General features: G+C 38.6%; 18 protein-coding genes, 1 tRNA gene and 1 pseudogene. 5 read left to right on the top strand and 15 right to left on the bottom strand.

Annotated features, from left to right (window positions below):
- Positions 1-80 precede the first annotated feature (80 nt).
- The gene (locus ACG9ZL_RS06690; RefSeq protein WP_419359504.1) at positions 81-236 is read left to right on the top strand and encodes a hypothetical protein; all 156 of its coding nucleotides are present in this window, start codon (positions 81-83) and stop codon (positions 234-236) included.
- A gap of 38 nt (positions 237-274) precedes the next feature.
- Here ACG9ZL_RS06690 and ACG9ZL_RS06685 read toward each other — a convergent pair whose 3' ends face one another.
- The 9 genes and pseudogenes from ACG9ZL_RS06685 to ACG9ZL_RS06645 form a co-directional block, all read right to left on the bottom strand.
- Complete coding sequence (locus ACG9ZL_RS06685) at positions 275-1,483, bottom strand: OprD family outer membrane porin (protein WP_419359502.1); 1,209 nt, start codon at positions 1,481-1,483, stop codon at positions 275-277.
- Between the two features lie 15 nt (positions 1,484-1,498).
- Positions 1,499-2,473 (bottom strand): annotated as a pseudogene (locus ACG9ZL_RS06680) (formylglycine-generating enzyme family protein).
- A gap of 138 nt (positions 2,474-2,611) precedes the next feature.
- The gene (locus tag ACG9ZL_RS06675; RefSeq protein ID WP_004724850.1) at positions 2,612-4,330 is read right to left on the bottom strand and encodes an arylsulfatase; all 1,719 of its coding nucleotides are present in this window, start codon (positions 4,328-4,330) and stop codon (positions 2,612-2,614) included.
- A 117-nt stretch (positions 4,331-4,447) separates the two neighbouring features.
- A complete protein-coding gene (locus tag ACG9ZL_RS06670) occupies positions 4,448-4,780 on the bottom strand; it encodes a Rieske (2Fe-2S) protein (RefSeq protein WP_419359499.1) in 333 nt (110 codons plus the stop codon).
- Between the two features lie 2 nt (positions 4,781-4,782).
- Positions 4,783-5,640 (bottom strand): dioxygenase family protein, encoded by an 858-nt coding sequence (locus ACG9ZL_RS06665; RefSeq protein WP_419359497.1) that lies wholly within the window; start codon positions 5,638-5,640, stop codon positions 4,783-4,785.
- A 28-nt stretch (positions 5,641-5,668) separates the two neighbouring features.
- Positions 5,669-6,736 carry a maleylacetate reductase gene (locus tag ACG9ZL_RS06660; RefSeq protein ID WP_419359495.1) on the bottom strand — a complete coding sequence of 356 codons (1,068 nt, stop codon included), beginning with the start codon at positions 6,734-6,736 and terminating at the stop codon, positions 5,669-5,671.
- A 1-nt stretch (position 6,737) separates the two neighbouring features.
- A complete protein-coding gene (locus tag ACG9ZL_RS06655) occupies positions 6,738-8,273 on the bottom strand; it encodes an aldehyde dehydrogenase family protein (RefSeq protein WP_419359493.1) in 1,536 nt (511 codons plus the stop codon).
- A gap of 65 nt (positions 8,274-8,338) precedes the next feature.
- On the bottom strand, positions 8,339-9,343 hold the full coding sequence (locus tag ACG9ZL_RS06650) for a hydroxyquinol 1,2-dioxygenase (RefSeq protein WP_419359492.1): 1,005 nt from the start codon (positions 9,341-9,343) through the stop codon (positions 8,339-8,341).
- Between the two features lie 13 nt (positions 9,344-9,356).
- On the bottom strand, positions 9,357-9,848 hold the full coding sequence (locus ACG9ZL_RS06645; RefSeq protein ID WP_419359491.1) for a cupin domain-containing protein: 492 nt from the start codon (positions 9,846-9,848) through the stop codon (positions 9,357-9,359).
- A 188-nt stretch (positions 9,849-10,036) separates the two neighbouring features.
- On the opposite strand from ACG9ZL_RS06645, the gene ACG9ZL_RS06640 reads away from it, so the two are divergent.
- The 3 genes from ACG9ZL_RS06640 to ACG9ZL_RS06630 all read left to right on the top strand — a co-directional run bounded on the left by ACG9ZL_RS06640 (position 10,037) and on the right by ACG9ZL_RS06630 (position 13,403).
- The gene (locus ACG9ZL_RS06640) at positions 10,037-11,275 is read left to right on the top strand and encodes an MFS transporter (protein WP_419359490.1); all 1,239 of its coding nucleotides are present in this window, start codon (positions 10,037-10,039) and stop codon (positions 11,273-11,275) included.
- A 380-nt stretch (positions 11,276-11,655) separates the two neighbouring features.
- Positions 11,656-12,192 carry a DUF4189 domain-containing protein gene (locus ACG9ZL_RS06635; RefSeq protein ID WP_419359488.1) on the top strand — a complete coding sequence of 179 codons (537 nt, stop codon included), beginning with the start codon at positions 11,656-11,658 and terminating at the stop codon, positions 12,190-12,192.
- Positions 12,193-12,788: 596 nt separating this feature from the next.
- Complete coding sequence (locus ACG9ZL_RS06630; RefSeq protein WP_419359487.1) at positions 12,789-13,403, top strand: alpha/beta hydrolase family protein; 615 nt, start codon at positions 12,789-12,791, stop codon at positions 13,401-13,403.
- A 280-nt stretch (positions 13,404-13,683) separates the two neighbouring features.
- Here ACG9ZL_RS06630 and ACG9ZL_RS06625 read toward each other — a convergent pair.
- Together ACG9ZL_RS06625 and ACG9ZL_RS06620 are read right to left on the bottom strand one after the other, a co-directional pair.
- Positions 13,684-13,773: transfer RNA gene (locus tag ACG9ZL_RS06625), tRNA-Ser, on the bottom strand.
- 98 nt (positions 13,774-13,871) lie between these two features.
- A complete protein-coding gene (locus ACG9ZL_RS06620) occupies positions 13,872-15,905 on the bottom strand; it encodes an oxidoreductase (protein ID WP_336951667.1) in 2,034 nt (677 codons plus the stop codon).
- A gap of 261 nt (positions 15,906-16,166) precedes the next feature.
- On the opposite strand from ACG9ZL_RS06620, the gene ACG9ZL_RS06615 reads away from it, so the two are divergent.
- Positions 16,167-16,994 carry a hypothetical protein gene (locus tag ACG9ZL_RS06615; protein WP_419359486.1) on the top strand — a complete coding sequence of 276 codons (828 nt, stop codon included), beginning with the start codon at positions 16,167-16,169 and terminating at the stop codon, positions 16,992-16,994.
- 128 nt (positions 16,995-17,122) lie between these two features.
- Here the strand turns inward: ACG9ZL_RS06615 and dld are convergent, their stop codons facing one another.
- The 4 genes from dld to lldP all read right to left on the bottom strand — a co-directional run bounded on the left by dld (position 17,123) and on the right by lldP (position 22,731).
- Positions 17,123-18,820, bottom strand: a complete 1,698-nt coding sequence (dld, locus tag ACG9ZL_RS06610) for a D-lactate dehydrogenase (protein WP_419359484.1) — start codon at positions 18,818-18,820, stop codon at positions 17,123-17,125.
- Between the two features lie 297 nt (positions 18,821-19,117).
- Positions 19,118-20,272, bottom strand: coding sequence for an FMN-dependent L-lactate dehydrogenase LldD (lldD, locus tag ACG9ZL_RS06605; protein ID WP_336951672.1), 1,155 nt, complete (start codon positions 20,270-20,272; stop codon positions 19,118-19,120).
- Positions 20,273-20,274: 2 nt separating this feature from the next.
- Positions 20,275-21,018: a transcriptional regulator LldR gene (gene lldR, locus ACG9ZL_RS06600; protein WP_336951674.1), complete on the bottom strand. Its 744-nt coding sequence runs from the start codon at positions 21,016-21,018 to the stop codon at positions 20,275-20,277.
- A 42-nt stretch (positions 21,019-21,060) separates the two neighbouring features.
- Positions 21,061-22,731: an L-lactate permease gene (gene lldP / locus ACG9ZL_RS06595; RefSeq protein WP_419359482.1), complete on the bottom strand. Its 1,671-nt coding sequence runs from the start codon at positions 22,729-22,731 to the stop codon at positions 21,061-21,063.
- Positions 22,732-22,971 lie beyond the last annotated feature (240 nt).

Below are 22,971 nucleotides of genomic sequence, written 5' to 3'. Positions count from 1 at the left end.
AGCGTTAGATTGGCTTACACCATTAGAGAAATTTGCTCAGCTTGTTGATTATCATAAGACTTTTCAAACTGTCGCACCTCATGTTTGAATTCGCCCTTTTAACTTTTGCAATATTTGAAGCTGAACTGCTTTTACAAGGTAAACCTGTTAAATTAAAAAATCGCACACTGTCGATATGGAAAAAAACCAAAGATAGTGTTGTTCTTTTTGCTTATCAACCGACGCCTATAAAATAAATCAAAGGGGGAAAAATCCCCTCTTGATTCTAAAATCTTTAAAAATTCATCGTATAAGTGGTAAAGAATCTATTCTCAATGTAATCACCTTTAAGATCATTTTTATAATTTAAGTTTAGCCACTGAAAACCAAGTCCTTTAAATCGTCCTTCATTCATACGATAATTCATAATGATATCAAATTCACTTTCATCAAATCCTTTTTGACCATTGATCATATAGTTTTGGCCTTCTACATAACGGAGTAAAAGATTTAAACCTGGTAATGCCCAACTTGCATCATGATTAAAGGTAACATGATATGAAAGTTCATTTGCCTTATTGAATGTACCTTGTGTCCAGTTAATATAACTGAGGACAGGAACGGCACCATCTAACATTGGAAAATTACTATCTCCTTCAATTTTTTGGATGCCCAAACCAATAGTATTTGGCCCGTAACTAATCTCGTGAAGTAGCCCAATATATTGGTTATCAATATCACCAAGAAGTTCAACACCTGTTTCTTCTGTATAATAATATCTAAATTTAGTATTGAATCTAAATTGTTCAATACTATTTTTATAGTTCAGTCCTATAGAGTATTGATTATATAAATCTTCTAATTCACTCACAAAAATCTGAGTCTGTAATTTATTATCGAAAGCTTTGTGCTTTAAATCAATATAAGCCAATCCATCAGATTCTTTTTTGTTGACAGAAATTTTTCTAAAATCTTCTTCATTTCGTGGTGAATATTTATCTAAATAGCCAATATCCACATTTAACTGTTCATTCAATTGACCAGAATATAATAGACCTTGATAAATAGTGATCAGTTGCCGACTATAATCTGTAGTCGCCAGTGGCGTATCTACCCATTGTTCTCCCCAAGTGACTTTGTGATTTTTATGCTGTACACCCATTGACCCAGCTACTTTATTATAGCTTGAAGCCTGTTTTTGTGTATTTACATCAAAAGGTAAAATCATGTCATTTAAATGCTTATCATCACTTAAACGTTTCGCATATTGTACCGATCCAGTAAAAAGCAACTTTGTGTCATCTGATAATGCATATTGAGTATTACCACGTGCAATAACACTTTGACTCCAGCTTCCTACTGAGGGTTTGGCTGAGTCATCAAAATTCCGATCGGCATATAGGTTTTTTAGTGTTACATCAACGTTGATCTCTTTTGCATAGGTGCAGTTCACCACTGCCACCATTGCTGTAAACAATGGCACTGCAATTATATTTTTATTCATATCTAATCCATTAAATTATTTAATATTTTTAATCGTCCTAAAACCGACATGGCTGATAGCCAAGTCAATTTCTTGCGGGTGCCGGGCAGAAGCTCGATAGCGCTGACAATAATTCGCTGCACAAAGAAATGATCCTCCTTTGATCGTGTAACGATTAAATGTTTGAGCTTGATCTGTATTGAGCTGTTGCATGCCCATGTGATCATCATGTGTGCCTTTGAATGGACTATTTGTGTATTCCCATACATTTCCAATCATGTCGAATAAACCAAATCCATTGGCCTTGAAGCACCCTACTGGGGCAACGTCAGTGAATCCATCTTTATTTTCATTTTGATATGGAAACTCTCCTTGCCAAACATTTGCATCAACATGTTCGCTATCGGCATGAGTATCATGTACTTTACTAAAACCTTTAGCTGCATATTCCCATTGCTCTTCAGTTGGTAAATCTCGACCTAACCAGTTTGCATAAGCTAACGCATCTTTCAGTGTAATCATTCGGACAGGTTCATTTGCCTGAGTTTTCCGTTCGACATTTTCTCCCCAAGGCTGCTTCCAGTTTGCTCCTTTGACTAAACTCCACCATGCCAATTCTGATACTGGCTGTGTCGGTTGATAAAATACAGCTGCTTCACCCTGCTTTTCCGCTTCAGTCACATAACCTGTTTCGTTTACAAAACTTTGAAACTGTGCATTAGTAACTTCTGTCGCATCGATCCAGAAGTCACTGACTGTACGCTCACTTTTATAAAGTGCTTGCTCTTCTGGGTAGCTTTTATTGTTCCCAATATTGAACGTTCCACCATGAATTTTGACCATACCTGCCTGAGGGTCTTTTCGCCAATCATGAGGAAGTCCCAAATTTTGTTTACATTGAGCTAAACTTCATAACTTCGGTGAAGTTTTTACGTGTTCCTGCTTTGGAGGAGCACCACAGGCTGCTAGAAAAATACACCCCAACAGCACTACACTATGAAAACTCTTCATGCCAACATCTCTTAGACAACCAGCAAAATGATATTTTCTAGTGAATACAAGATGAGCCCATCACCAGTAGAAGATCAATCAACATTGATAAGCTCGTACCTTGATTCAATAAAAAACTACTTTTGGTTTCTATATGGGTTATTGCTTAGATAATTTTTTTAAGAACTCAGGTTGAATACACTTATCGTAGAAGCAGTTCATTTGACCATATTTATAACGAACAGGAGCCTCCACCACACCAACACGCTGTGCGTAATCCGCCCAATCTTTTGCTAACTCTTGCAATTTTGTTGGATTTTGAGATGACAAATTCTTCAAGAATGATGGATCAATTTTTCGATTATAAAGTTCCCATTCACCAGTGCCATAAGGTGGTGCTTGATATTGAACAGCCCAATCGCCCTTATACAAAGCTCTGCGTGTATTAAATTCCCACCCTAATGCACGTTCTGGTAATGCTCTTCCCTTAAATGCAGATAAGAATGAACGACCTTCCATTTTTAATAATGGGTTACCTTTATAACTTTCAGGTCTTTGAGCACCTGTCAGCTCAAGTATTGTTGGGACAAAGTCGATCACATGAATCGTTTCAGGTTGAATCTGTCCAGATTTAATTTCGCTTGGATAGCGAATAATGGCTGGAACATGAATTCCACCATTTGACAAAATACTTTTGAAATAAGGCAGTGGCGTTGATGCAACCTGCGCCCATTGAGGCCCAAGTGTTACATAAGAACCTTTTTTACCCATATTTTCTGGGCTGTTATCAAATGTGGTATCTACCCATTCACGAATACCATTTTTGTCTTCAGTGGTGCCTAATGATTCTGGTGTGGCAGACTCTGCACCATTATCAGACATAAATAAAATCAAAGTATTATCAAGTTCACCACTACGTTTGAGATAATCAATCACACGACCAATATTGTGATCCATGTTATCAATCATCGCTGCATAAATTTGCATGGTCTTCACTTGATCTTTTTTCTGTACCTCGGTTAACTTATCCCAAGCTGGGAATGCATCTGCCAACGGGTTATTAACCTTGGTTCCTTTTGGCATAATGCCTAATTTGATCATACGCTCTAAGCGTGTTTGACGAATTTTTTCATAGCCATCTTTGTAGTATCCATCATATTTCTTTAAATATTGATCTGGTGCTTGTAAAGGCCAGTGTGGTGCAGTAAAAGCCAAATATCCAAAGAATGGTTGACCTTTTTTACGGTCATTTTCCATATAGGAAATCATTTTACTGGTAAAGAAGTCACTTGAATAAAATTCTTTTGGTAAAGTTGCCTCCTGACCATCTTCAAAATATCGTGCTTTATAATTTCCAGGGAACATTTGGCTAGCATCCATATGTGCAGCACCTCCTGGCATGAGTGTAAATGAGCGATCGAAGCCACGCGCTTTTGCATGGCTATCTTCCGTTGCACCCAAATGCCATTTACCTGTAACGAATGATACATATCCCTGCGTTTTTAAAATTTCAGCTAGGGTAATAACACGATTATTCAAACGACCTTCATAACCTGATTTACCTTTCTGTTCTGGTTGTAAATATTCTGCCATCGTACCAAAGCCAGCTTGGTGACTATCGTTACCTGTCAACAACATTGAACGTGTCACTGAGCAAGTAGGACCCGTATGAAAATTAGTTAAAATAGCACCTTCTTTAGCCAATTTTTTAATATTCGGGGTAGAAATCTCACCACCAAAAGGTTCTGTATCAGAAAACCCAAGATCGTCAGCCACAATCACCAAAACATTGGGCTTTTTAATGTCAGCTGCAAACGCCAAAGACGAAACAAGTATTGTCGGTATAAATAATGCGAGTATAAGTTTCTTCATAACCATCGAATTTTCCTTAATTTAGTTAAAATAAATGTCATCCTAAACATGTCTAAATTAATCTAGTTCCATCGCTTAAAAAATCATCTTTGATCAACTTCAGTGTTCACGAATTCAGAACAATTATTTAAAATAGAGATCTTGATTAATTTGTTCATTTTCAACTTTAATTAAACTTTGACCTTTGCATGGTCCATCGATACATAAACCTGTTTCTATATCAAAAAGTGCTGAATGGTGTGCGCACATAATCACTTGATTTTGGTAAATTGAAAATTTCCCTGAACGGTAATCAAGCTGTACTAAAAAATGAGGGCAAACATTTTCATAGCTGTAAAACTTCCCATCTTTGCGAATAATCACAATGCTTTTGTCTATTTTTAACGGATGATTGACTTTTAAGACCTGTTGGTCTGAAAAATCACCGACCTCACAAAGCTTGATTCGTATCGACATCATCATTCCCCTTGACTGAGAACAAAGTCATATTCGATTAAGTTATAGTTTTGATTGAAGGTAAATTGAGTCTGATCTCCCACGCTGGAACACTGTTGCTGAAAACCAACAATTAACCGATCTTTGACGCCAAATACGGCATCAGTATTCAAATATTCATCATCCTGAATAAATAAGTGAGTGACTAAAGGTTGATACCCTTCAGCTGTGATCATGAAATGAATATGTGCAGGCCGCCAAAAATGACGTTTGGAATAATTTAAAAGTTCACCTACTGTTCCATCAGAAGGAATCTGATAACTGACTGGTAAAATAGATTTAAATGCATATTCACCCTGCATCTGACTGATAAATGCACCACGTAAGTTGGAGATTGTTTGCAGAGGATCTTGCCCCGAATACATGCCATTTTCTGCTGTTTGCCATACTTCTATTTTGGCACCCACGATTACTTCACCCTGCTGATTTAAAATTTTCCCTTTAACTAACAGGGGAATTTCATCACCAATATTTTCCTCAATAATACTTTCTGCATAGTTGCGGATCGGCATATTGGCAATAAAAAATGGGCCAAAAACAGTACTCGGTGTTTGTGCTAGATTTTTGCTATGGTTAATTTCATCCACCAACATAGATACGCCAAGTACATCTGAAAGTAAAATATATTCTTGACGCTGGTCATGACAAAGTTGCCCTGTTCGCGTCAAGAAATCTATTGCCACTTCCCACTCTGATTGGGTTAATTCCACCTCATTGATATATTGATGAATCGCTTTAACTAATTTTTGGATTAACATTTTAGAACGTGGATTTTGAATCTGTTCAAAACTATTTATTGCACTCATCGTGACGTCATGCATATCAAAACTCCCTTTTTGATCAAGCAAATTATCTCGGCTCTAAACCGAGATAAGCCCTTTGGAGAAGTGTTTCCAATTCATCTCTTTCATAACTTCTCGGATTGTAATATGGGCTTTCACAGGTAATGCGAGCCACTTCGCTTGGACCGTCTTCTGGCAACCCAATATCTTTCAAAGCCAATGGAATACCCAGTTGTTGATTAAGTTTATAAATCAGTTGTCCAACTTGCTCATGACTTTGCCCACCGAGTGCCTGAGCAAGTTGATCCATGGCTTGGATATCTGCATTGCGGTTATAATGTGCTGAATATGCCAAAGTAATAGCATGTGCCTGTGCATGGGGTAGACTATAAGTTCCACCCAAGGTATGACAAAGTTTGTGATGAATTGCCATGCCAACTGAACCTAAACACATCCCTGCAAGCCAAGCACCATAAGTAGCTTGCTTACGCGCTTCGATATCTTGAGAGTTTTTCACAATTTTTGGCAAAGCCTGACTAAGTGACTTAATCGACTCAATTGCCATCATGCTAATAATCGGATTTTTATCCTGTGCATACAGTGCTTCAACCGCATGTGCCATTGCATTCATTCCTGAACTTGCGGAAATACCAGCAGGTAAAGTCAGGCTTAATTCAGGGTCATAAATCACGACTTTAGGAAGTACTTTGATATCTTTACCTGTTTTTTTGAGATTATTTTCAGTCAAACCATAGACTGTGGTCATCTCACTACCTGCATAAGTCGTTGGAATAGCGACAATTGGAATTCCAGTTTTTAATGCAATCGCCTTAGCAAGTCCAATCGTCGAACCACCGCCTAAAGCTAAACAACAGTCAATATTGTGTTTAGTTGCAAACTGAATCGCTTCATCAGCAACACCGGTCGGAACATGCATCACTGCATGTGGGTAAACACCCACAGCCAATTCACCCAACTGCTTTGCCATCATTGAGCCTGTTTCTTCTTGTTCTGGTGTTGTAATCACCAGAACTGAAGAAAAGCCATTATCCACTAAAATACTTTTGGTCTTTTGCGATTCTGCATTGCCAAAATAAACATTGATTGGGAGTGCTTTATAATGAAAATTTTGCATTTCATTCCCCTCGTTGAAAGTGCGGCGGTATTATGGCATCAACATTGACCCATACTGATTTAACTTCGGTATAGTCATGGATCGCCTCAAAGCCCATTTCACGCCCATAACCTGACTTGCCTACACCACCAAATGGGCTACCTGGATTGACACGTTTATAGCTATTGATCCAGCACATGCCAGCTTTGATTTTCTTAGCAAATAAATGTGCACGTTGTAGATTATTTGTCCATAAACCACTTCCCAAGCCGTATTCAGTCCCATTGGCGATTTGCAATGCTTCGGCATCATCCTTAAAACGAATAACAGTAACAAAAGGACCGAAAACTTCTTCTTGCGCAACACGATCATCTACTTTTGCTTCAACGATAGTCGGCATGACGAAATATCCATTTTTCAAACGAGCATCTTGCGGCGCAGTACCACCGAGCAAAATTTTCCCACCTTGCTCCACTGCAATTTTGGCGTATGCCAAAACTTTGTCACGATGTAATTCTGATGTTAAAGGCCCCATTTCTGTATTCGGATCTAAAGGATCACCTAAACGAATAGATTGTGCTAAAGCAACGAACTTCTCTAAAAATTGATCTGCAATTTCTTCATGTAATACCAAACGCGAACCCGCAATACATGCTTGTCCCTGATTATGGAAAATTGCCCAAGCCGCACCATTTACAGCGGCATCAAGATTGGCATCTTCAAAAACAATATTTGCCCCTTTACCACCCAGTTCAAGCTGTACACGTTTCAAGTTGCCTGAAGAGGCATTGACAATACCGCGCCCTGTTTGTGTTGATCCTGTAAAAGAGATTTTTCCAATATCAGGATGATCAGCTAAGCGTTGACCTGCGGTATGGCCATAACCTGGAACAATATTCACCACTCCATCAGGAAAGCCAGCTTTTTTAATCAATTCAGCGATTTTGAGGGTGGATAATGGTGTAACTTCTGAAGGCTTCATCACCACAACATTACCTGCTGCAAGTGCTGGACCAAGTTTCCAACTGGTAAACATCAGTGGGAAGTTCCATGGCACAATTTGACCAACCACGCCAATCGGCTCACGTGTGGTATAGTTTAAAAAACCTTGTTCAACGGGAATCACATTGCCTTCAATCTTGTCGGCAATACCACCAAAATAACGGAAACATGCTGCTGTACGCGGTACATCTAAACGGCGTGAATCCTTGATTGGATGCCCAGTATCCAAAGATTCAAGCTGAGCCAATTCTTCTGAATTTTCTTCAATCAAATCAGCCAATCTCAATAATAAACGACCGCGTTCTGCTGCTGGTGTTTCCGCCCATGCAGGAAAAGCTTTTTGTGCGGCTTGCACTGCAACATCCACATCTTCTGCTTCTGCTGCAGCAATTTTGGTAATTACTTCACCTGTTGCTGGATTGAGTACATCAATCGTTCCACCATTTTTGGCAGGAACAAATTCACCATTGATAAAAAGTTGTGTATTTACTTTCATCAGATCCAATACCTTTTGTTCAGGTACAACTGTCCCATCAACACGTAATTGCGTATTCATATTTAAAAACCTTTTGAATAGGGCTAAATCTACTTCACTGTTCAACTTAGCCCGAGAACATGTGCTTAGAATGACACTGGATAAGGTGGTAACTCACCAGATGCATATTTTTCTGGTAAATCAGGTGTTGCATTTTCCCAAACTAAAAGCATCGAACGTTTTGTTGAATAGCCTTGATGACGAATATTGGCAGGCATTGCACAGATATCACCTGCTTTCATGAGAATACGTGCAAAAGGTTTTCCATCATTTTTATCAGCAATATCCCATGTAATTTCATCAGAAATTTGCATAAACCATTCCACACGGTCATTGCCATGGAAAATCGGTAAAATATATTCTTCTGTGGTTGGACAGAATAAGCTCGCCTTACAAACTGAAGTCACTGACGGATTCCACGTCACATCTGAACGAGACATATATTTAAACAAATTAAATGCGCTGAGTTCACCTTCAAATCCAGGCTCACAATGCACTAAAGGCTCGTCTTGATCTACATCTGCAAACTGGCGATTGACTGGTAAATCATCACGTAATGGCGAATCTCCTGTCATACCTGGCATGCGCTTGGTTGCAATACGATAACGATCAATCGCTTCAATATTTTCACCATTTTTTCGACCGAACGCGCTACCAGTTTCTTCCGGTGCTGCAAATGGATCAAAGCCTGCATTTACCCAATCATGTAAAATGGCTTTAAATGTTGCCATGATTTTTGGTGTTTCAAAATTTTCAACGTAGTCCACACCAGCAGCATTGAGTACACCATTAAATGTACCAGCATACATATCCACACTACCGTAGTGATTTTGAGTTCCAATCACATGATCGAAGTTAACCCAACCGTAGAAGAACCCCCACGCAACATCACGCATAACTGCTCTTAAAAATGCATCGACAGACATTAAGTGTGAGTGCTCACTCCCTTTTGCAGTCCATGTAATCTTGGCAAAATACTCATCACGGCTAAGCAGGAAATTGCCAAGTTTAAATGTGATATACCCTGTAGTTTCATTTTTCCCAATGATTTCAACTTGCTCACTTGCAAATGTATTTTGTGCAGAGTTCATCCCTAATCTCCTATTACTTCAAACAAATTTCTGACCATTTCTCGACAGAAAGTGGTCCTTTAATTGTGTGTAAAATCAGTGTTGCTGGCTTTTGACTATTAAAACGATAGGCTGTGCCGACAGGCAGAATGGCTTGATGGCCTTTTTTTAGCACCACATAACCCATGGGTTTACCTTTCGGTTGCTCACCTGCAGCCTGAGTCCCTTCGATTGAAGTATCTATTGCTTGTTCCAGTTTTAAAAATTCAACACGAACCTCACAATCCATTGAAATGACAAATTCATCATGTGCGCAACAGAACCACTCTGAAGTACCTTCTGCACGAATTGATTCGATCACATATTTTTGATTAATCCCTACAACCGTTTTTTCATAAGGCTCCGCTAGACTCGCAACTTCAAACACATTAGAAAATACATAATGTGATGGTTTGCCTTGAATCATTTCAATTGAACCTTTTTCGAAACTATCTATACTTCCGAATTTTGTTGTATATGTATTCATCCTATTTCCTCAATCGTCCTCATGACACAATTAAAAATTAAGTCATACCACAGTCGATAACAATGGACGTTTTATCGACAAGACTGTTCGGTCTAATCGAACAAAAAAGTCCAAAAAAGCAAATTATACTTTTTGTCAACTCGCAGGAATCGCGAGTTAAACACTTCGCGAATGACAAGGAATACAAAATGCAAAAACAATGGGACACGTCTTACGAATGGAAGATCGTACTTTTACTTACACTCGGATTTGGTTTAGTCGGATTAGATCGCTGGATCATTGCTCCTCTTCTTCCGTCCATCATGAAAGATCTTTCTTTAAACTATCAAGATGTCGGTTTAATTTTTGGTGCTCTAGGTGTTACTTGGGGTGTTTTCGCAATCTTTGCTGGTCGGCTTTCAGATAAAATTGGTCATCGTAAAATCCTCATTCTTTCTTTGGTTGTTTTCTCACTCGCATCTGGCTTTTCTGGTGCTGCCATGGGGCTAACTAGTTTGATTCTTATACGTGCGCTCATGGGTGTTTCAGAGGGTGCCTTTTGTCCGACCAGTTTTGCAGCAACTGCTGTAGCAGCAAAACCATCACGTAGAGGAATGTTACAAGGACTACAACAGAGTGGATTTGCTTTATTTGGTTTAGGATTAGGACCCATTATTGCGACGCAATTAATGCTTGTTCTTCCTTCATGGCGTGAAGTTTTTTGGGTCGTGGCTATTCCTGGTTTTATTCTTGCAGTATTTCTCTTTTTTGTTTTACGTGAACCTGAACAAACGCGAGGTGGACAATTACTTATTTTAGAGAAACAAACTCAGAATCAAGAAAAAGTGAATTGGATTGCTGTATTAAAAAACCGTAATATTTTACTCAGTATGATTGGATTATTTTGCACAATGTCTTGTGTATTTGTCATCAGTGCAATGTTACCACTTTACCTAGAGAATCACCTTAAATTGAATGTACAGGACATGGGAATCATTGTATCTGCAATTGGTTTTGGTGGCTTTTTAGGACAATTCTTGATCCCATCATTCTCTGACTGGATTGGCCGTCGTGCAGCATCAATCTTAAGTTTCATTGGCTCAACCATCTTTATTCTTTTATTCTCAAATGCAGCACCTTCGTTACTTGGTCTATTCAGTTTATTATTTATCTTGTCTTTTTTCAGTTTAGGATTGATTGCACTTCTTTCTGGACCGATTGCGGCAGAATCTGCGCCCGCGGGTTTAGTTGCATCTTCAATCGGCTTAGTCGTCGGTGCTGGAGAAATATTTGGTGGAGGTATTGCGCCAGTCCTATCGGGAATAGTCGCAGAACGTTATGGTATTCAAAATATTTTTTATTTGAGCTTAGTCGGTACAAGTATTGGTGTAGTCATCAGTTTCTTTATTAAAGAAACAGCTCCTCGTAAAATACAGCGTATTGAATGATTTGAAATTAAACGCCCTATAGTAGTGAACTTGAACTGATAAGAAAGCATCTACTAGTGAGTATTGCCAATTAATTAAGCTAAATTATTGGATAAAAATTCATAAAACACCCTCCTTTGAAAAAGGAGGGCTGATAATGCTTCAAAATTCTTTACTAAGCCACCTTGATTCATAGTGGGTGATTTTAGGTTCCTATCATATTAATGGAATCGAAATTTTTTGGAATCAAACGAAAAAGATACAGTGAAAATATAATAGTATTCCGAAAGAATCATTTCCCTTGTTTTTGAAAAAATGCTAGTTTTTAGAATAAAGAATTTATTTAAAATAATTCATAGCTTTCCTTATTATTAAGCCATGATTTTAAAGGAGTTTATAGAATGATATTGACAAATAATCAGATTCTTAATTTATCCATTTTCTTTATTTTTATCATTTATTTAACTATTGAGAATGCACATGCTGAAGGGAATTGTCCTTCAGGCTATTATCCAATAGGTGGGCAAGGTGCTCAAGGTTGCGCACCTATTCCAGGTGGAGGAAGTGGTGGATATACGAATCAAAATCCAACTTTGTATCCTATGATTGAAACATTATGGGGTGCAATTGCAGAAGATAAAAGTAAAGGCTTAAAAGGGCGTCCAATTGGTTTTACAAGAAATTTTAAATCTAAAGATGAGGCACAAGCAAAAGCATTAAAAGCGTGTCAACAGGATGGCGGACAAAAATGTGAAGTATCTAAAACCTATTCTAATCGCTGTGTTGCTATAGCTGATCCAATTAATGATGGTCAAAAATCAAAAATTTTACTTGATTTTTCAGAGGATGGGGCTAAAAAAGGTGCATTAGTGTTTTGTTTAAGTGAAAATTTACAGCCTTGTCGTATTGTATATTCTGGCTGTAGTCTCGGATACTAGCACTAACAAAAACATAATTTACTTGTTCATACCCCAAATGACGATTTTGCCTATATTAATCTACATAAAGGTAAAACAATCGTATGCCAGAAACACTACTTGGACTTTAAACCAGCACAATTTTTGTTGCAGAATCTTTTTTCAGTAATTTGGCTTATTAACTCGAATTATGGGTATTGCACTCTATATGTAATTAAAAAATAAATGATAATTGATCTATTCCATTTCTTGATTTCAACGTATTCGTCATGTTTTTCCAATGTATCATTAAAATGGTTAAAAATATGAGCGATACCCAATTTCCATAAAGGAAATCAATAAATTATACATTTTGGAATACAAGTTCCAAAAAGGAACTTTACTATGTATTATAAACTTTGAAAAATATTGGATAACCAAAATGAAAAAAATTGCTCACCAAATTCTACGAAAGCCTTTTTTTGGAAGATTCGAAGTACCATGGATTTGGCCTCAAGCTATTTCTAAAGAAGACTGGGAGGCTGTCACTATTCCCTTAACTGACTGACCAGCAAACACTAGCTGGTTATTGGAAAAGTGCACCAGCGGCAAAAGCAACTTTAGTACTTGCTCATCCAATGGGAAAAGCGGCTAAAGCATTTTGGCTTCGTTACGGACATGCAGATCTATTTTTAAAAAATGGCTATAACGTACTTATTTATGATGCTAATGGTTTTGGAGAAAGTGAAGGATTCTCATTTGACTATCCCAATGATGTATATCATGCAGGGATATATGCTCAAAAGCGGACACCCCAATTAAATGTAGGTTTAATTGGTGCGTCATTTGGTGCGGCTTGGGGACTATGCTCATTAGCAAAAGATGGACACCCATATAAAATTGCAGTATTTGAAGGCGCATTTCCGACCTTACCAGAATTCTGGAAACATTATCCAGTCGCTCATGCAATGCTCAAGGTATCAAATACAGTGCTACCAAAACTTAATCAGGAACTCAATCCGTTAGCAAAATCTACACAGGTAAAATATCAACCACCCATCTTATTAATATATGGAGAAAAAGATATCTATACCCCACCCGAGTTTGGCCACCGGCTTAAAGTAGGGCTCGACCATGTAACACAAGTAGAAATTAAAATCTTCGCGGATGCAGAACATACTTATATTTATCGAGATTTCCCTGAACAATATTCAGAATGCGTAATACCCTTTTTAAAGCAGCATTTTGCTTAGAAACGGTTTTATTACAAACCTATCTCTAAAGGCTTATTCAGCACGATGATTCTTATATGAATAAGCCTACAGCTCAAATCTATGGAAAAATATTTTGTCCATTTGGGAATGGCTCTGGATGTCGCTATTCGCTGAGATTGCGATCAATACAATAGCAGCCAAATGTTGCATAGCGCCATCAATAGACTTGAGTAGTCATCAGCTAAAATTTTGAATAGTTCCAAAATTGTGCCAAATAAAAAGGGAATCAAACTATTCGTTTGATTCCCTTTAAGATATTTGGCGGAAGCGGTGAGATTCGAACTCACGGAGGACTCACACCCTCGTCGGTTTTCAAGACCGGTGCATTAAACCGCTCTGCCACGCTTCCATGTGCGCAAGAATACTAAGCTTTTCCAATTCTGACAAGAAAAAAATAGACTTAAACCATTCAAATGCATATTGTTTCATCAAAATAGATGATTTTGATTAAAGTTTAGCTGCTATTTCAGCACCTTCACGAATCGCACGCTTGGCATCAAGCTCACCAGCCAATTTTGCACCACCGATAATATGGTAATTTGCTAAAGTTGACTCCCCCTCTAGAGGCATTAAATCCTTAACGGATTCCTGACCTGCACACACCACAATCGTATCGACTCGTAACAATTGATCATGACCATTGCTTTCAATCCATAATCCTTCATTGGTTACAGACTTATATTGCACACCACGCATCATTCTTACCGCATGTTTTTTCAATTGTGCACGGTGTACCCAACCAGAGGTTTTACCTAAACCAATACCAAGAGGTGTGGTTTTACGTTGCATCAAATATATTTGACGAACCGGTTGCTCTACTTCAGCAGGAACAAAGCCACCTTCAGTCATATAGTTCGGATTTGGGTCTACGCCCCACTCACGTTGCCAATCTGCCAAAGGTTGTGGTTGCGGCTGATGCTCAGGTTTTAACAAATATTCAGATACATCAAATCCAATACCACCTGCACCGACAACAGCAACTCTATTGCCGACAGGTGCGCCACGTAATACTTGAGCATAAGACAACACTTGCGGTGCGTTACTGCCCTCAATATTTAAACCACGTGGAATCACACCTGTTGCGATCACCACATCGTCAAAACCTTCACGCTCTAATTGCTCACGATTCACTTTGGTATTTAAACGTAAATCTACACCAGTTTTTTCGATCTGAACTTTAAAATAACGTATGGTTTCATGGAACTCTTCTTTACCGGGCACAACTTTAGCGAGGTTAAACTGTCCACCGACCTCAGTAGAGGCTTCAAACAAAGTTACTTGATGTCCACGACTTGCAGCTATAGTGGCTGCAGACATTCCTGCAACACCACCACCTACAACTGCAATTTTCTTCGGCTTTTTTGTTTTGAGATAAACCAGTTCAGTTTCATGTGCTGCTCGTGGGTTCACCAAGCAACTTGCACGCTTATTTTGAAAACTATGATCTAAACAGGCTTGATTACACGCAATACAAGTATTGATTTCATCAACACGATTGGTTGCGGTTTTACTTACCCAAAAAGCATCTGCCAATAATGGACGCGCCATTTGCACCATATCAGCTTTACCGGTTGCCAAAATTTCTTCAGCAGTATCAGGCATATTAATTCGATTAGAAGCAATGACAGGTACAGCCACATGCTTTTTCACTTCTGCTGTGTAATCTACAAATGCAGCGCGTGGAACAGAGGTGACAATGGTGGGTACACGTGCCTCATGCCAACCAATCCCTGTATTGAGCAAAGTAATACCTGCTTTTTCCAATGCCTGTGCCACAGTGATCACCTCATCCATGGTATTACCATCATGAACTAAATCGAGCATAGACAAACGGAAACAAATAATAAACTTTTCACCAACTTTAGCACGAATCGCTTTTACAATTTCTACCGCTAAGCGCATACGATTTTCAATTGGCCCACCCCAACGGTCTTCACGTTGGTTAACATGACGACTTAAAAATTGATTCAGCAAATAGCCTTCTGAACCCATAATCTCTACGCCATCATAACCGGCCTTTTTTGCCAGACTAGCTGTTTCAGCATAATCTTGAATGGTTTCAAGTATCAGTTTGTCACTCATCTGACGTGGTTTAAACATCGAAATCGGCGATTTAATTGGGCTTGAAGACACAACAAATGGCTGATAACCATAACGCCCTGCATGCAGAATTTGCATCAGAATTTTTGCACCATGCTTATGTACCGCATGTGTGACTAAACGATGTGGTGCAATATCACCTAAAGTATTCATCGTACCACCAGCGGGGAGTAACCAACCTTGGCGGTTTGGGGAAATCCCCCCTGTAATAATTAGCCCAACACCACCTTTGGCACGTTCTCCAAAATATGCAGCAAGTTTTGGATAGTTATAAAAACGATCTTCTAAACCCGTATGCATTGAGCCCATCACGACACGATTTTTAATGGTCGTAAATCCCAGATGGAGTGGTTTTAAGATATTTGCATAGCTATTTGACATGATGAATCCTTTAAGTTTGGCTTTGCAACTTGTTGCATACTACTTTATCGAGTTTTAATTTTTTTTTGATGGCAATTTTTGATATTTTCATCGTATATAGTGTCAATTCTAACTGTCTTACGCATAGCGAGAAGTAACACATCTTGATATGATTCATAAAAGAAAAGTGTTATACAGTTTTATAACAATCTTCTGTGTCAATTTTCGTTATTTTGCAATATAACTGCTGAATAAAAGTTAATAAGAAAAGGCATCAACGTTATGAGCCACCCAGTATTTTTAACCAGTTCTACCTTTAGCCGTATGCCAAGAGGTAGTCAAAATCAATGGGCTGAGTTTTTTCAAAGCGCATCTTTTGAACTTGAAGCAAATGCATTTATTCCAATTTTATGGTTTATGCTGTTTAAGCAAGAGAATATTTTCTGGACTAGATATATAGATGATCTTGATATCAACGATGATCGCAATCAAGTTGATCTTGAAGAACGCCAAGAAGATTTTGGGGAGAGTCAGTATGCTTATTTAGTCATTGACCAACAACAAGCACTTCTCAATTTAGCAGCTCGAAAACCCTTATTTATAGAAATTTTTGGTACAGAAAATATCTACCATTTTGATGATTTTAAATCTTTAATCGAACAACATTATCCTGAGTACATTTTATTGCGGACCAGTGGTTTACCTTTGGATTTAAATGATGCTTATTTCTTAACCCAATTGCTACAACACATCGAAAACAAAGCACAAGATGATTCACAGCAGCACTCTTTTATCGAAATGCAACGTATTGAACTTGCGCGTTTTGATGATCATCCTTATTTCTTTTATGGTGTCAATCTGCATCCCCCTATTCTCAATTTAACCACCACAGAAAACCAATCGACAGTTGAACAAAGCAACCATGCTCAATCTCAACAACACTCTTTAGAAGCTTCTGGTTTGGCGATTTGGATTTGCACAGCTATCGTTGCAATCTTAACCATTGCAGTATGGTTTACGACACAATCCGCACTCTATGCTGGTATTACCTTCTTGATTAGTGCTTTTGTTCTTGGGTTTATTTCTTCCAAATTTGGCGAACCGAAATAAAAAATAGCCATGTTTTTTAGCATGGCTATGTTAATCAAATAAATCAGTTCTTCATTTATTACTTTTTTTAAAGACTGCTGATTTGATCAATCAGCATGAGCAAGTTAAATTAAAACGGCTCAACATCATCATTTCCAGTACTTTAATTTACTGGTCTGCCCAATCCCAACATTAAAACTATTGGTTGGATCAAGTTTTTGATAATGATTTTTTAAAGTAGGCTTTGCAATATATAAATGCCCGACATTGTGCTCCGCTGGATATTCTGCACCACGACTATCTAGCAAATGCCACATTTGATGTTCCATCGCCAAAGGATCGACACCTTTTTTGACAATATAATCTTGATGAAACACATGACAGAGGAAATGCCCGTAATACAATTTATGGGTAATCAAATCATCCATCTCTTTAGGTAAAGTTTCGACCCATTCACGATCGTTACGACGTAAAGCAATATCCAGCGCAACAATGTCCTCAACTTCCGAACGATGTGTATCACGATAACGAATGGCAGCACCTGCCACTGCGAAACGGTGTAAAAATGCCTTTCGGCCTTCTTCATCTGTACAACGGAAAAAATGGCCTGATGTTTTATGTTGGAAATACTCATTTAAAAAGAGTTCAACTTGTTGAACATCCTGATTTTCGATACGAATCATCAAATGATGTTCATATAAATCACGAAATGTATTCATTCGTTTTGGCAAATGATTTGGCAACAACTTCGTCACCATCTGCAAAACTTTATCAGACAAACTGCGAAGACCAATTTTTTCAAGATATCCGTCTACCTTATCTTTTAACGCAAATGCAGCAGGTACTTTTGCCGTACCAAATTTTTCGATAAACATAAAGGTATCTTTGCCAAATTCAGCACCAATATCATAGGCAACACGATGAATATATTCACCAGCAATCGGCAATCTCGGCAAATCTTTCAATAAGAAACGGCGGATTTCAGTCAAATCGGCATGTGAGTTGGTTCCCACATAAAATACCTGACTTGGAATTTTTTCAAAGGTGTCTAAACGCACTGCAAAGACACAGACTTTACCCGCAGAACCTGAAGCTTCAAATAAACGTGATGGATCAGCATTAAAGCGTGCAGGCGTATTTTCATCGACCTGTTTAACATCATGCGCATAACGATGGTCAGAAGCACAACAACTAGAATTATTAATAATATCATTGAGTTGATATTTTTTATTTTCAAGTTTTGTCAAAATTTCTTCAGGTGTTTCACCCAGATTCACACCCAAATGATTGACCAATACTAATTCACCAGACTCATTTATCCGTGCATAAAGCGCTAACTCCGTATAAGCAGGCCCTCGACGAACCAATGCCCCACCAGAGTTATTACATATTCCACCTAAAACCGATGCACCAATACAAGATGAACCAATTACTGAATGCGGCTCACGATTATAGTGTGCCAACTCTTTTTCAAGACGATCTAAGGTTGCACCAGGTAGGCAAATCACTTGCTGACCTTGATTAATCACTTGAATACCAGTCAAACGACGTGTACTCATTAAAATAACTGGTCGGTCGTAATCATCACCAAAAGGTGTTGAACCACCCGTGAGGCCAGTATTTGCAGCTTGCATAATCACAATACAGTCCGCATTTACAGCAGCTTGTAACACTTGCCATTGTTCAAACAAAGTTCCAGGAACCACAACAGCCAAGACTTGCCCTGAGCCATAACGACGAACCTGACGATAAAGGCGGGTATCATTATCATGAGTTAAAACGTGTTGCTGACCGACGATGTTGATTAATTGCTGAATGGTTTGTTGTGAATCAATATTAGATTGCATTTTCCCTATCCTATTGATGAACCCTTATTTAATCTCAGTCAATAAGGCATTCATTCCGACAGCATTTTTTTCAATATTATTTGTATTGAGGGATTAATGATCAGTTCAAGCTACTGTTTTGATGAAAAGTAGCTTAAACCTCGCTTATCCACAAAACTTGTTAAATCACATCTTTTCATTTGATGCTTTGCAAAAACAACATGTTATAAGGTCGTTCTACCTGAAAGCTTTTCAGATGACATTTGCACCTATCAAATTTAAAAATGTCATTTATCTTGATGAATTATCAAAAATACATCATTCATCCAATCCTTTATCTAACTTCACTAAACAATCGGCGCTTATGTCTGCAATTGTTTTGGCGCCCGTCAAAGTCATTGCGACACGCATTTCTTTATCAATTAACTCAAGCAGATTTGAAACGCCTGCACCACCCGCTGCCCCTAATGCATAAACAAAGGCACGTCCCAGCATGCAGGTATCTGCACCCAATGCGAGCATACGTACAACGTCCAAACCATTACGAATACCAGAGTCAGCAAGGATTTTAATATCGCCTTTGACGGCATCTGCAATTGGCGGAAGTGCGCGCGCAGATGACAAGACGCCATCTAACTGACGACCACCATGATTTGATACAACAATACCATCGGCACCGAAACGAACTGCATCTTTGGCATCTTCAGGGTCAAGAATTCCTTTAATTACCATTGGGCCATCCCAAAATTCACGAATCCACTCAAGGTCTTTCCATGAAATAGACGGGTCAAAGTTATTGCCCAACCAACCAATATAATCTTCAAGTCCAGTCGGCTTTCCTAAGTATTTTGAAATATTTCCTAAATCATGTGGACGACCCAGTAAACCGACATTCCAAGCCCAATGTGGATGAAAACATGACTGCATATAACGACGCATCGCTGCATTGGAACCACTCATGCCAGAATGTGCATCACGGTAACGCGCCCCTGGTACAGGCATATCAACAGTAAACACCAAGGTTGAGCAACCTGCAGCTTTGGCTCGCTCTAAAGCATTTTTCATAAAGCCACGATCACGCAGCACATATAACTGAAACCACATTGGGCGGTTAATTGCTGGTGCAACTTCTTCAATCGGACAAACTGACACTGTAGATAATGTAAAAGGAATGCCCTTTTTATCTGCCGCTATAGCAGCTTGAACCTCACCACGACGTGCATACATACCTGTTAATCCAACAGGAGATAATGCAACAGGCATTGATAAAGTTTCATCAAACAATTTTGTTTCTAGACTTAGCTGAGACATGTCATTTAAAACACGTTGCCTTAACGCAATTTTTGATAAATCTTCTACATTTCGTTTCAGTGTATATTCCGCATATGCACCACCATCAATGTAATGAAAAAGAAATGGTGGTAAACGACGTCGCGCGGCTTCACGATAGTCATTTGCAGAAGAAATAATCATGCTCATATCCTGTTTAATCGACTCGCACGCTGACGACGGGCTTCTTCCTCATCAATCATACGTACTTGCTGTACTACAAATTCTATATGTCCACATACTGCATCTCTTGCTGCATCTGGATCATGACGTTCAATTGCATCCATCACTTTAAAATGTTGATCATGCAATTGATCAAAACGATGTGTTTCTGAATACACTTTACGTCTACCCAGTAGCACGTTAAATTGCAACAGATCAAAAACGCCCCGCATCATCTGAATCAATACTAAATTGTGTGATGCTTCAGCAATCGCTAAATGGAATTTAGCATCTGCTAGAGAAGCCTGCTCATCATCGCCAATCGACTGAAAATATGAAATCTGATCATAATATTCGCGAATCTGAGCTAGATCTTTAGGCGTTGCACGTTGCGCAGCATACCAAGCTGAACCACCCTCAAGTATTGTTCGAGCCTCTTGCACATCAAAACGATATGCAGGGTCTTCATCAATCAAATTACTTAAAGGTTCAACAATCTGAAATTTTGACCAGTTCACAGGGAATTGTTGTAAATACGTCCCTGCTCCAACTTTACTGACCAGCATACCCGTACTGGTCAGTTGTGAAATCGCTTCTCTTAAAGAGGAACGGGATACACCGAGTTGTTCACACAACTTTCGTTCAGCAGGTAGACGTTCTCCGACTTGCATGTTTTTTTCTTCAATTAACATACGAAGGCTTTGTACCACTTTGTCAGAGACTTTCATCTGCTTTCCTCAGTTTTGTGTTGGTTCAACGATGCTTCATTCTCATGGAATCATCCAAGGGAACACATAAGCTTGTAGTGTAACGATAATACCGATCATTACAGTAAACGTTATACTGTGTTTAACCGTAAAACGGAACAAATCAGATTCTTTACCTACAAGCCCCACTGCCGCACATGCTATTGCAATCGATTGAGGCGAAATCATTTTTCCTGTCACACCACCACTGGTATTTGCAGCCACCAATAATACTTCTGGAACTCCAATTTGCTGTGCAGTCGTGGCTTGTAATGCGCCAAATAAAGCATTTGCAGAGGTATCAGAACCTGTGAGGAATACTCCCAACCATCCTAAGAATGGAGAGAAGAATGTAAATGCCTGACCCGTATGTGCAAGTGCCAAAGCAAGCGTGGCAGACATACCTGAATAATTTGCGATAAAGGCGAAAGCCAAGACCATACCAATTGAATAAATTGGAATTTTTAACTCATTAATCGTTTCACCAAAAGTTACAACAGCTTCTTTTGGCTTCATTTTTAAGAAAATAATGGTAATGATCGCTGCAATAAAAATTGCGGTACCTGTGGCTGAGAACCAATCAAACTTATAAATTGCATCATAATCTTTCATTTCAGAAACAACAGGTGGCATCTTTTGAATCATTTGATGCAAATAAGGCACTTGGATTGAAATCACTAAATCATGTAGCGCACCATCTTTGGTAAATAAATCCTTAAACGGTTTTACACTCCATATCGTGACCATCACAGTTAAAATTGCAAATGGAGACCACGCTTTAGCTATTTGAGCAAGGCTATATTTCTGTTGTTTTTGTGCAGCAAGATTCTCATCCATGCTGGTATCTTCATTTGCAAAACGGAAAATATGCTTTGGCTGCCAATATTTCAATAAAATTGTTAATGAAACCAAAGAAGCAATTGATGCAGTAATATCTGGTAATTCTGGCCCCACAAAGTTTGAAGTCAAATATTGTGCAAGTGCGAAGGAGCCACCACCAACAATGACAGCAGGCCAAGTTTCTTTCACACCACGCCAACCGTCCATAATCGCCATGATCCAGAACAGCACAATTGGCACCATAAATGGTAATTGACGACCAACCATCTGACTGATTTCCATCGTTTCCACACCAGAAACCTGACCAGCAACAATAATTGGAATACCCATTGCGCCAAATGCCACAGGTGCTGTATTTACAATTAAACATAGACCTGCTGCGTAAAGTGGTTTAAAACCAAGTCCCACCAACAATGCAGCGGTAATTGCGACAGGTGCACCAAAACCAGCGGCACCTTCCAAGAACGTACCAAAAGCAAATCCCACAAACAGCATTTGCAAACGTTGATCTTCAGTAATCGACAAGATCGAAGAACGAATAATATCAAATTGCCCTGTTTTTACTGAAATTTTATATAGAAATACTGCTCCGATAATGATCCATGCAATTGGCCATAAACCATAAAGGAAACCATAGACCAGTGATGCCAATGCCATCATCGTTGGCATTTGATAAGCAAATAATGAAACCAGTAAAGCCAATACAACCGTAATTGTCCCCGCAACACTTCCTTTCATGCGGAATACAGCAAGGGCTAAAAAGAAAAATATAATTGGTATAAGCGCAATAGCACTAGATACCCAGATATTGCCCATCGGATCATAAATCTGTTGCCAATGTTGAAGCATTGTCATCTCCTTGAAATGCTTGCTAGAACGTGGAATGTCATTGAATCATCCATTTATTTCTCAATAATTGGTATGACCAATTTAGTTTTAAATTAAAAAATTTTGCACTGACTGCCACTTAATATTAATTTTTGCTGATTTAAAGATCAATAGTTGACACTCAATTAATTATATTGGTATGACCAATATTGCAAGTATTTCAGTCGATTCACAAATCAATCCTTCAGATTTCAGGGTTTCAAATCA

It is taken from the genome of Acinetobacter legionensis, from assembly GCF_048551735.1.
Classification (GTDB): domain Bacteria; phylum Pseudomonadota; class Gammaproteobacteria; order Pseudomonadales; family Moraxellaceae; genus Acinetobacter.
Note: the sequence above shows the minus strand (reverse complement) of the source record. Positions and strands in the feature narration are given on the sequence as shown.

Bases quoted from the DNA above. Each gene is read 5' to 3' on its own strand.
- ACG9ZL_RS06620 (WP_336951667.1), bottom strand. From the start codon at position 15,905: ATGTCAAATAGCTATGCAAATATCTTAAAACCACTCCATCTGGGATTT.
- ACG9ZL_RS06635 (WP_419359488.1), top strand. From the start codon at position 11,656: ATGATATTGACAAATAATCAGATTCTTAATTTATCCATTTTCTTTATT.
- ACG9ZL_RS06630 (WP_419359487.1), top strand. From the start codon at position 12,789: ATGGGAAAAGCGGCTAAAGCATTTTGGCTTCGTTACGGACATGCAGAT.
- lldD (WP_336951672.1), bottom strand. From the start codon at position 20,272: ATGATTATTTCTTCTGCAAATGACTATCGTGAAGCCGCGCGACGTCGT.
- ACG9ZL_RS06665 (WP_419359497.1), bottom strand. From the start codon at position 5,640: ATGCATGACGTCACGATGAGTGCAATAAATAGTTTTGAACAGATTCAA.
- ACG9ZL_RS06670 (WP_419359499.1), bottom strand. From the start codon at position 4,780: ATGTCGATACGAATCAAGCTTTGTGAGGTCGGTGATTTTTCAGACCAA.
- ACG9ZL_RS06675 (WP_004724850.1), bottom strand. From the start codon at position 4,330: ATGGTTATGAAGAAACTTATACTCGCATTATTTATACCGACAATACTT.
- ACG9ZL_RS06645 (WP_419359491.1), bottom strand. From the start codon at position 9,848: ATGAATACATATACAACAAAATTCGGAAGTATAGATAGTTTCGAAAAA.
- ACG9ZL_RS06615 (WP_419359486.1), top strand. From the start codon at position 16,167: ATGAGCCACCCAGTATTTTTAACCAGTTCTACCTTTAGCCGTATGCCA.
- ACG9ZL_RS06655 (WP_419359493.1), bottom strand. From the start codon at position 8,273: ATGAATACGCAATTACGTGTTGATGGGACAGTTGTACCTGAACAAAAG.
- dld (WP_419359484.1), bottom strand. From the start codon at position 18,820: ATGCAATCTAATATTGATTCACAACAAACCATTCAGCAATTAATCAAC.
- ACG9ZL_RS06650 (WP_419359492.1), bottom strand. From the start codon at position 9,343: ATGAACTCTGCACAAAATACATTTGCAAGTGAGCAAGTTGAAATCATT.
- lldR (WP_336951674.1), bottom strand. From the start codon at position 21,018: ATGAAAGTCTCTGACAAAGTGGTACAAAGCCTTCGTATGTTAATTGAA.
- ACG9ZL_RS06640 (WP_419359490.1), top strand. From the start codon at position 10,037: ATGCAAAAACAATGGGACACGTCTTACGAATGGAAGATCGTACTTTTA.
- ACG9ZL_RS06660 (WP_419359495.1), bottom strand. From the start codon at position 6,736: ATGCAAAATTTTCATTATAAAGCACTCCCAATCAATGTTTATTTTGGC.
- ACG9ZL_RS06685 (WP_419359502.1), bottom strand. From the start codon at position 1,483: ATGAATAAAAATATAATTGCAGTGCCATTGTTTACAGCAATGGTGGCA.
- ACG9ZL_RS06690 (WP_419359504.1), top strand. From the start codon at position 81: ATGTTTGAATTCGCCCTTTTAACTTTTGCAATATTTGAAGCTGAACTG.
- lldP (WP_419359482.1), bottom strand. From the start codon at position 22,731: ATGACAATGCTTCAACATTGGCAACAGATTTATGATCCGATGGGCAAT.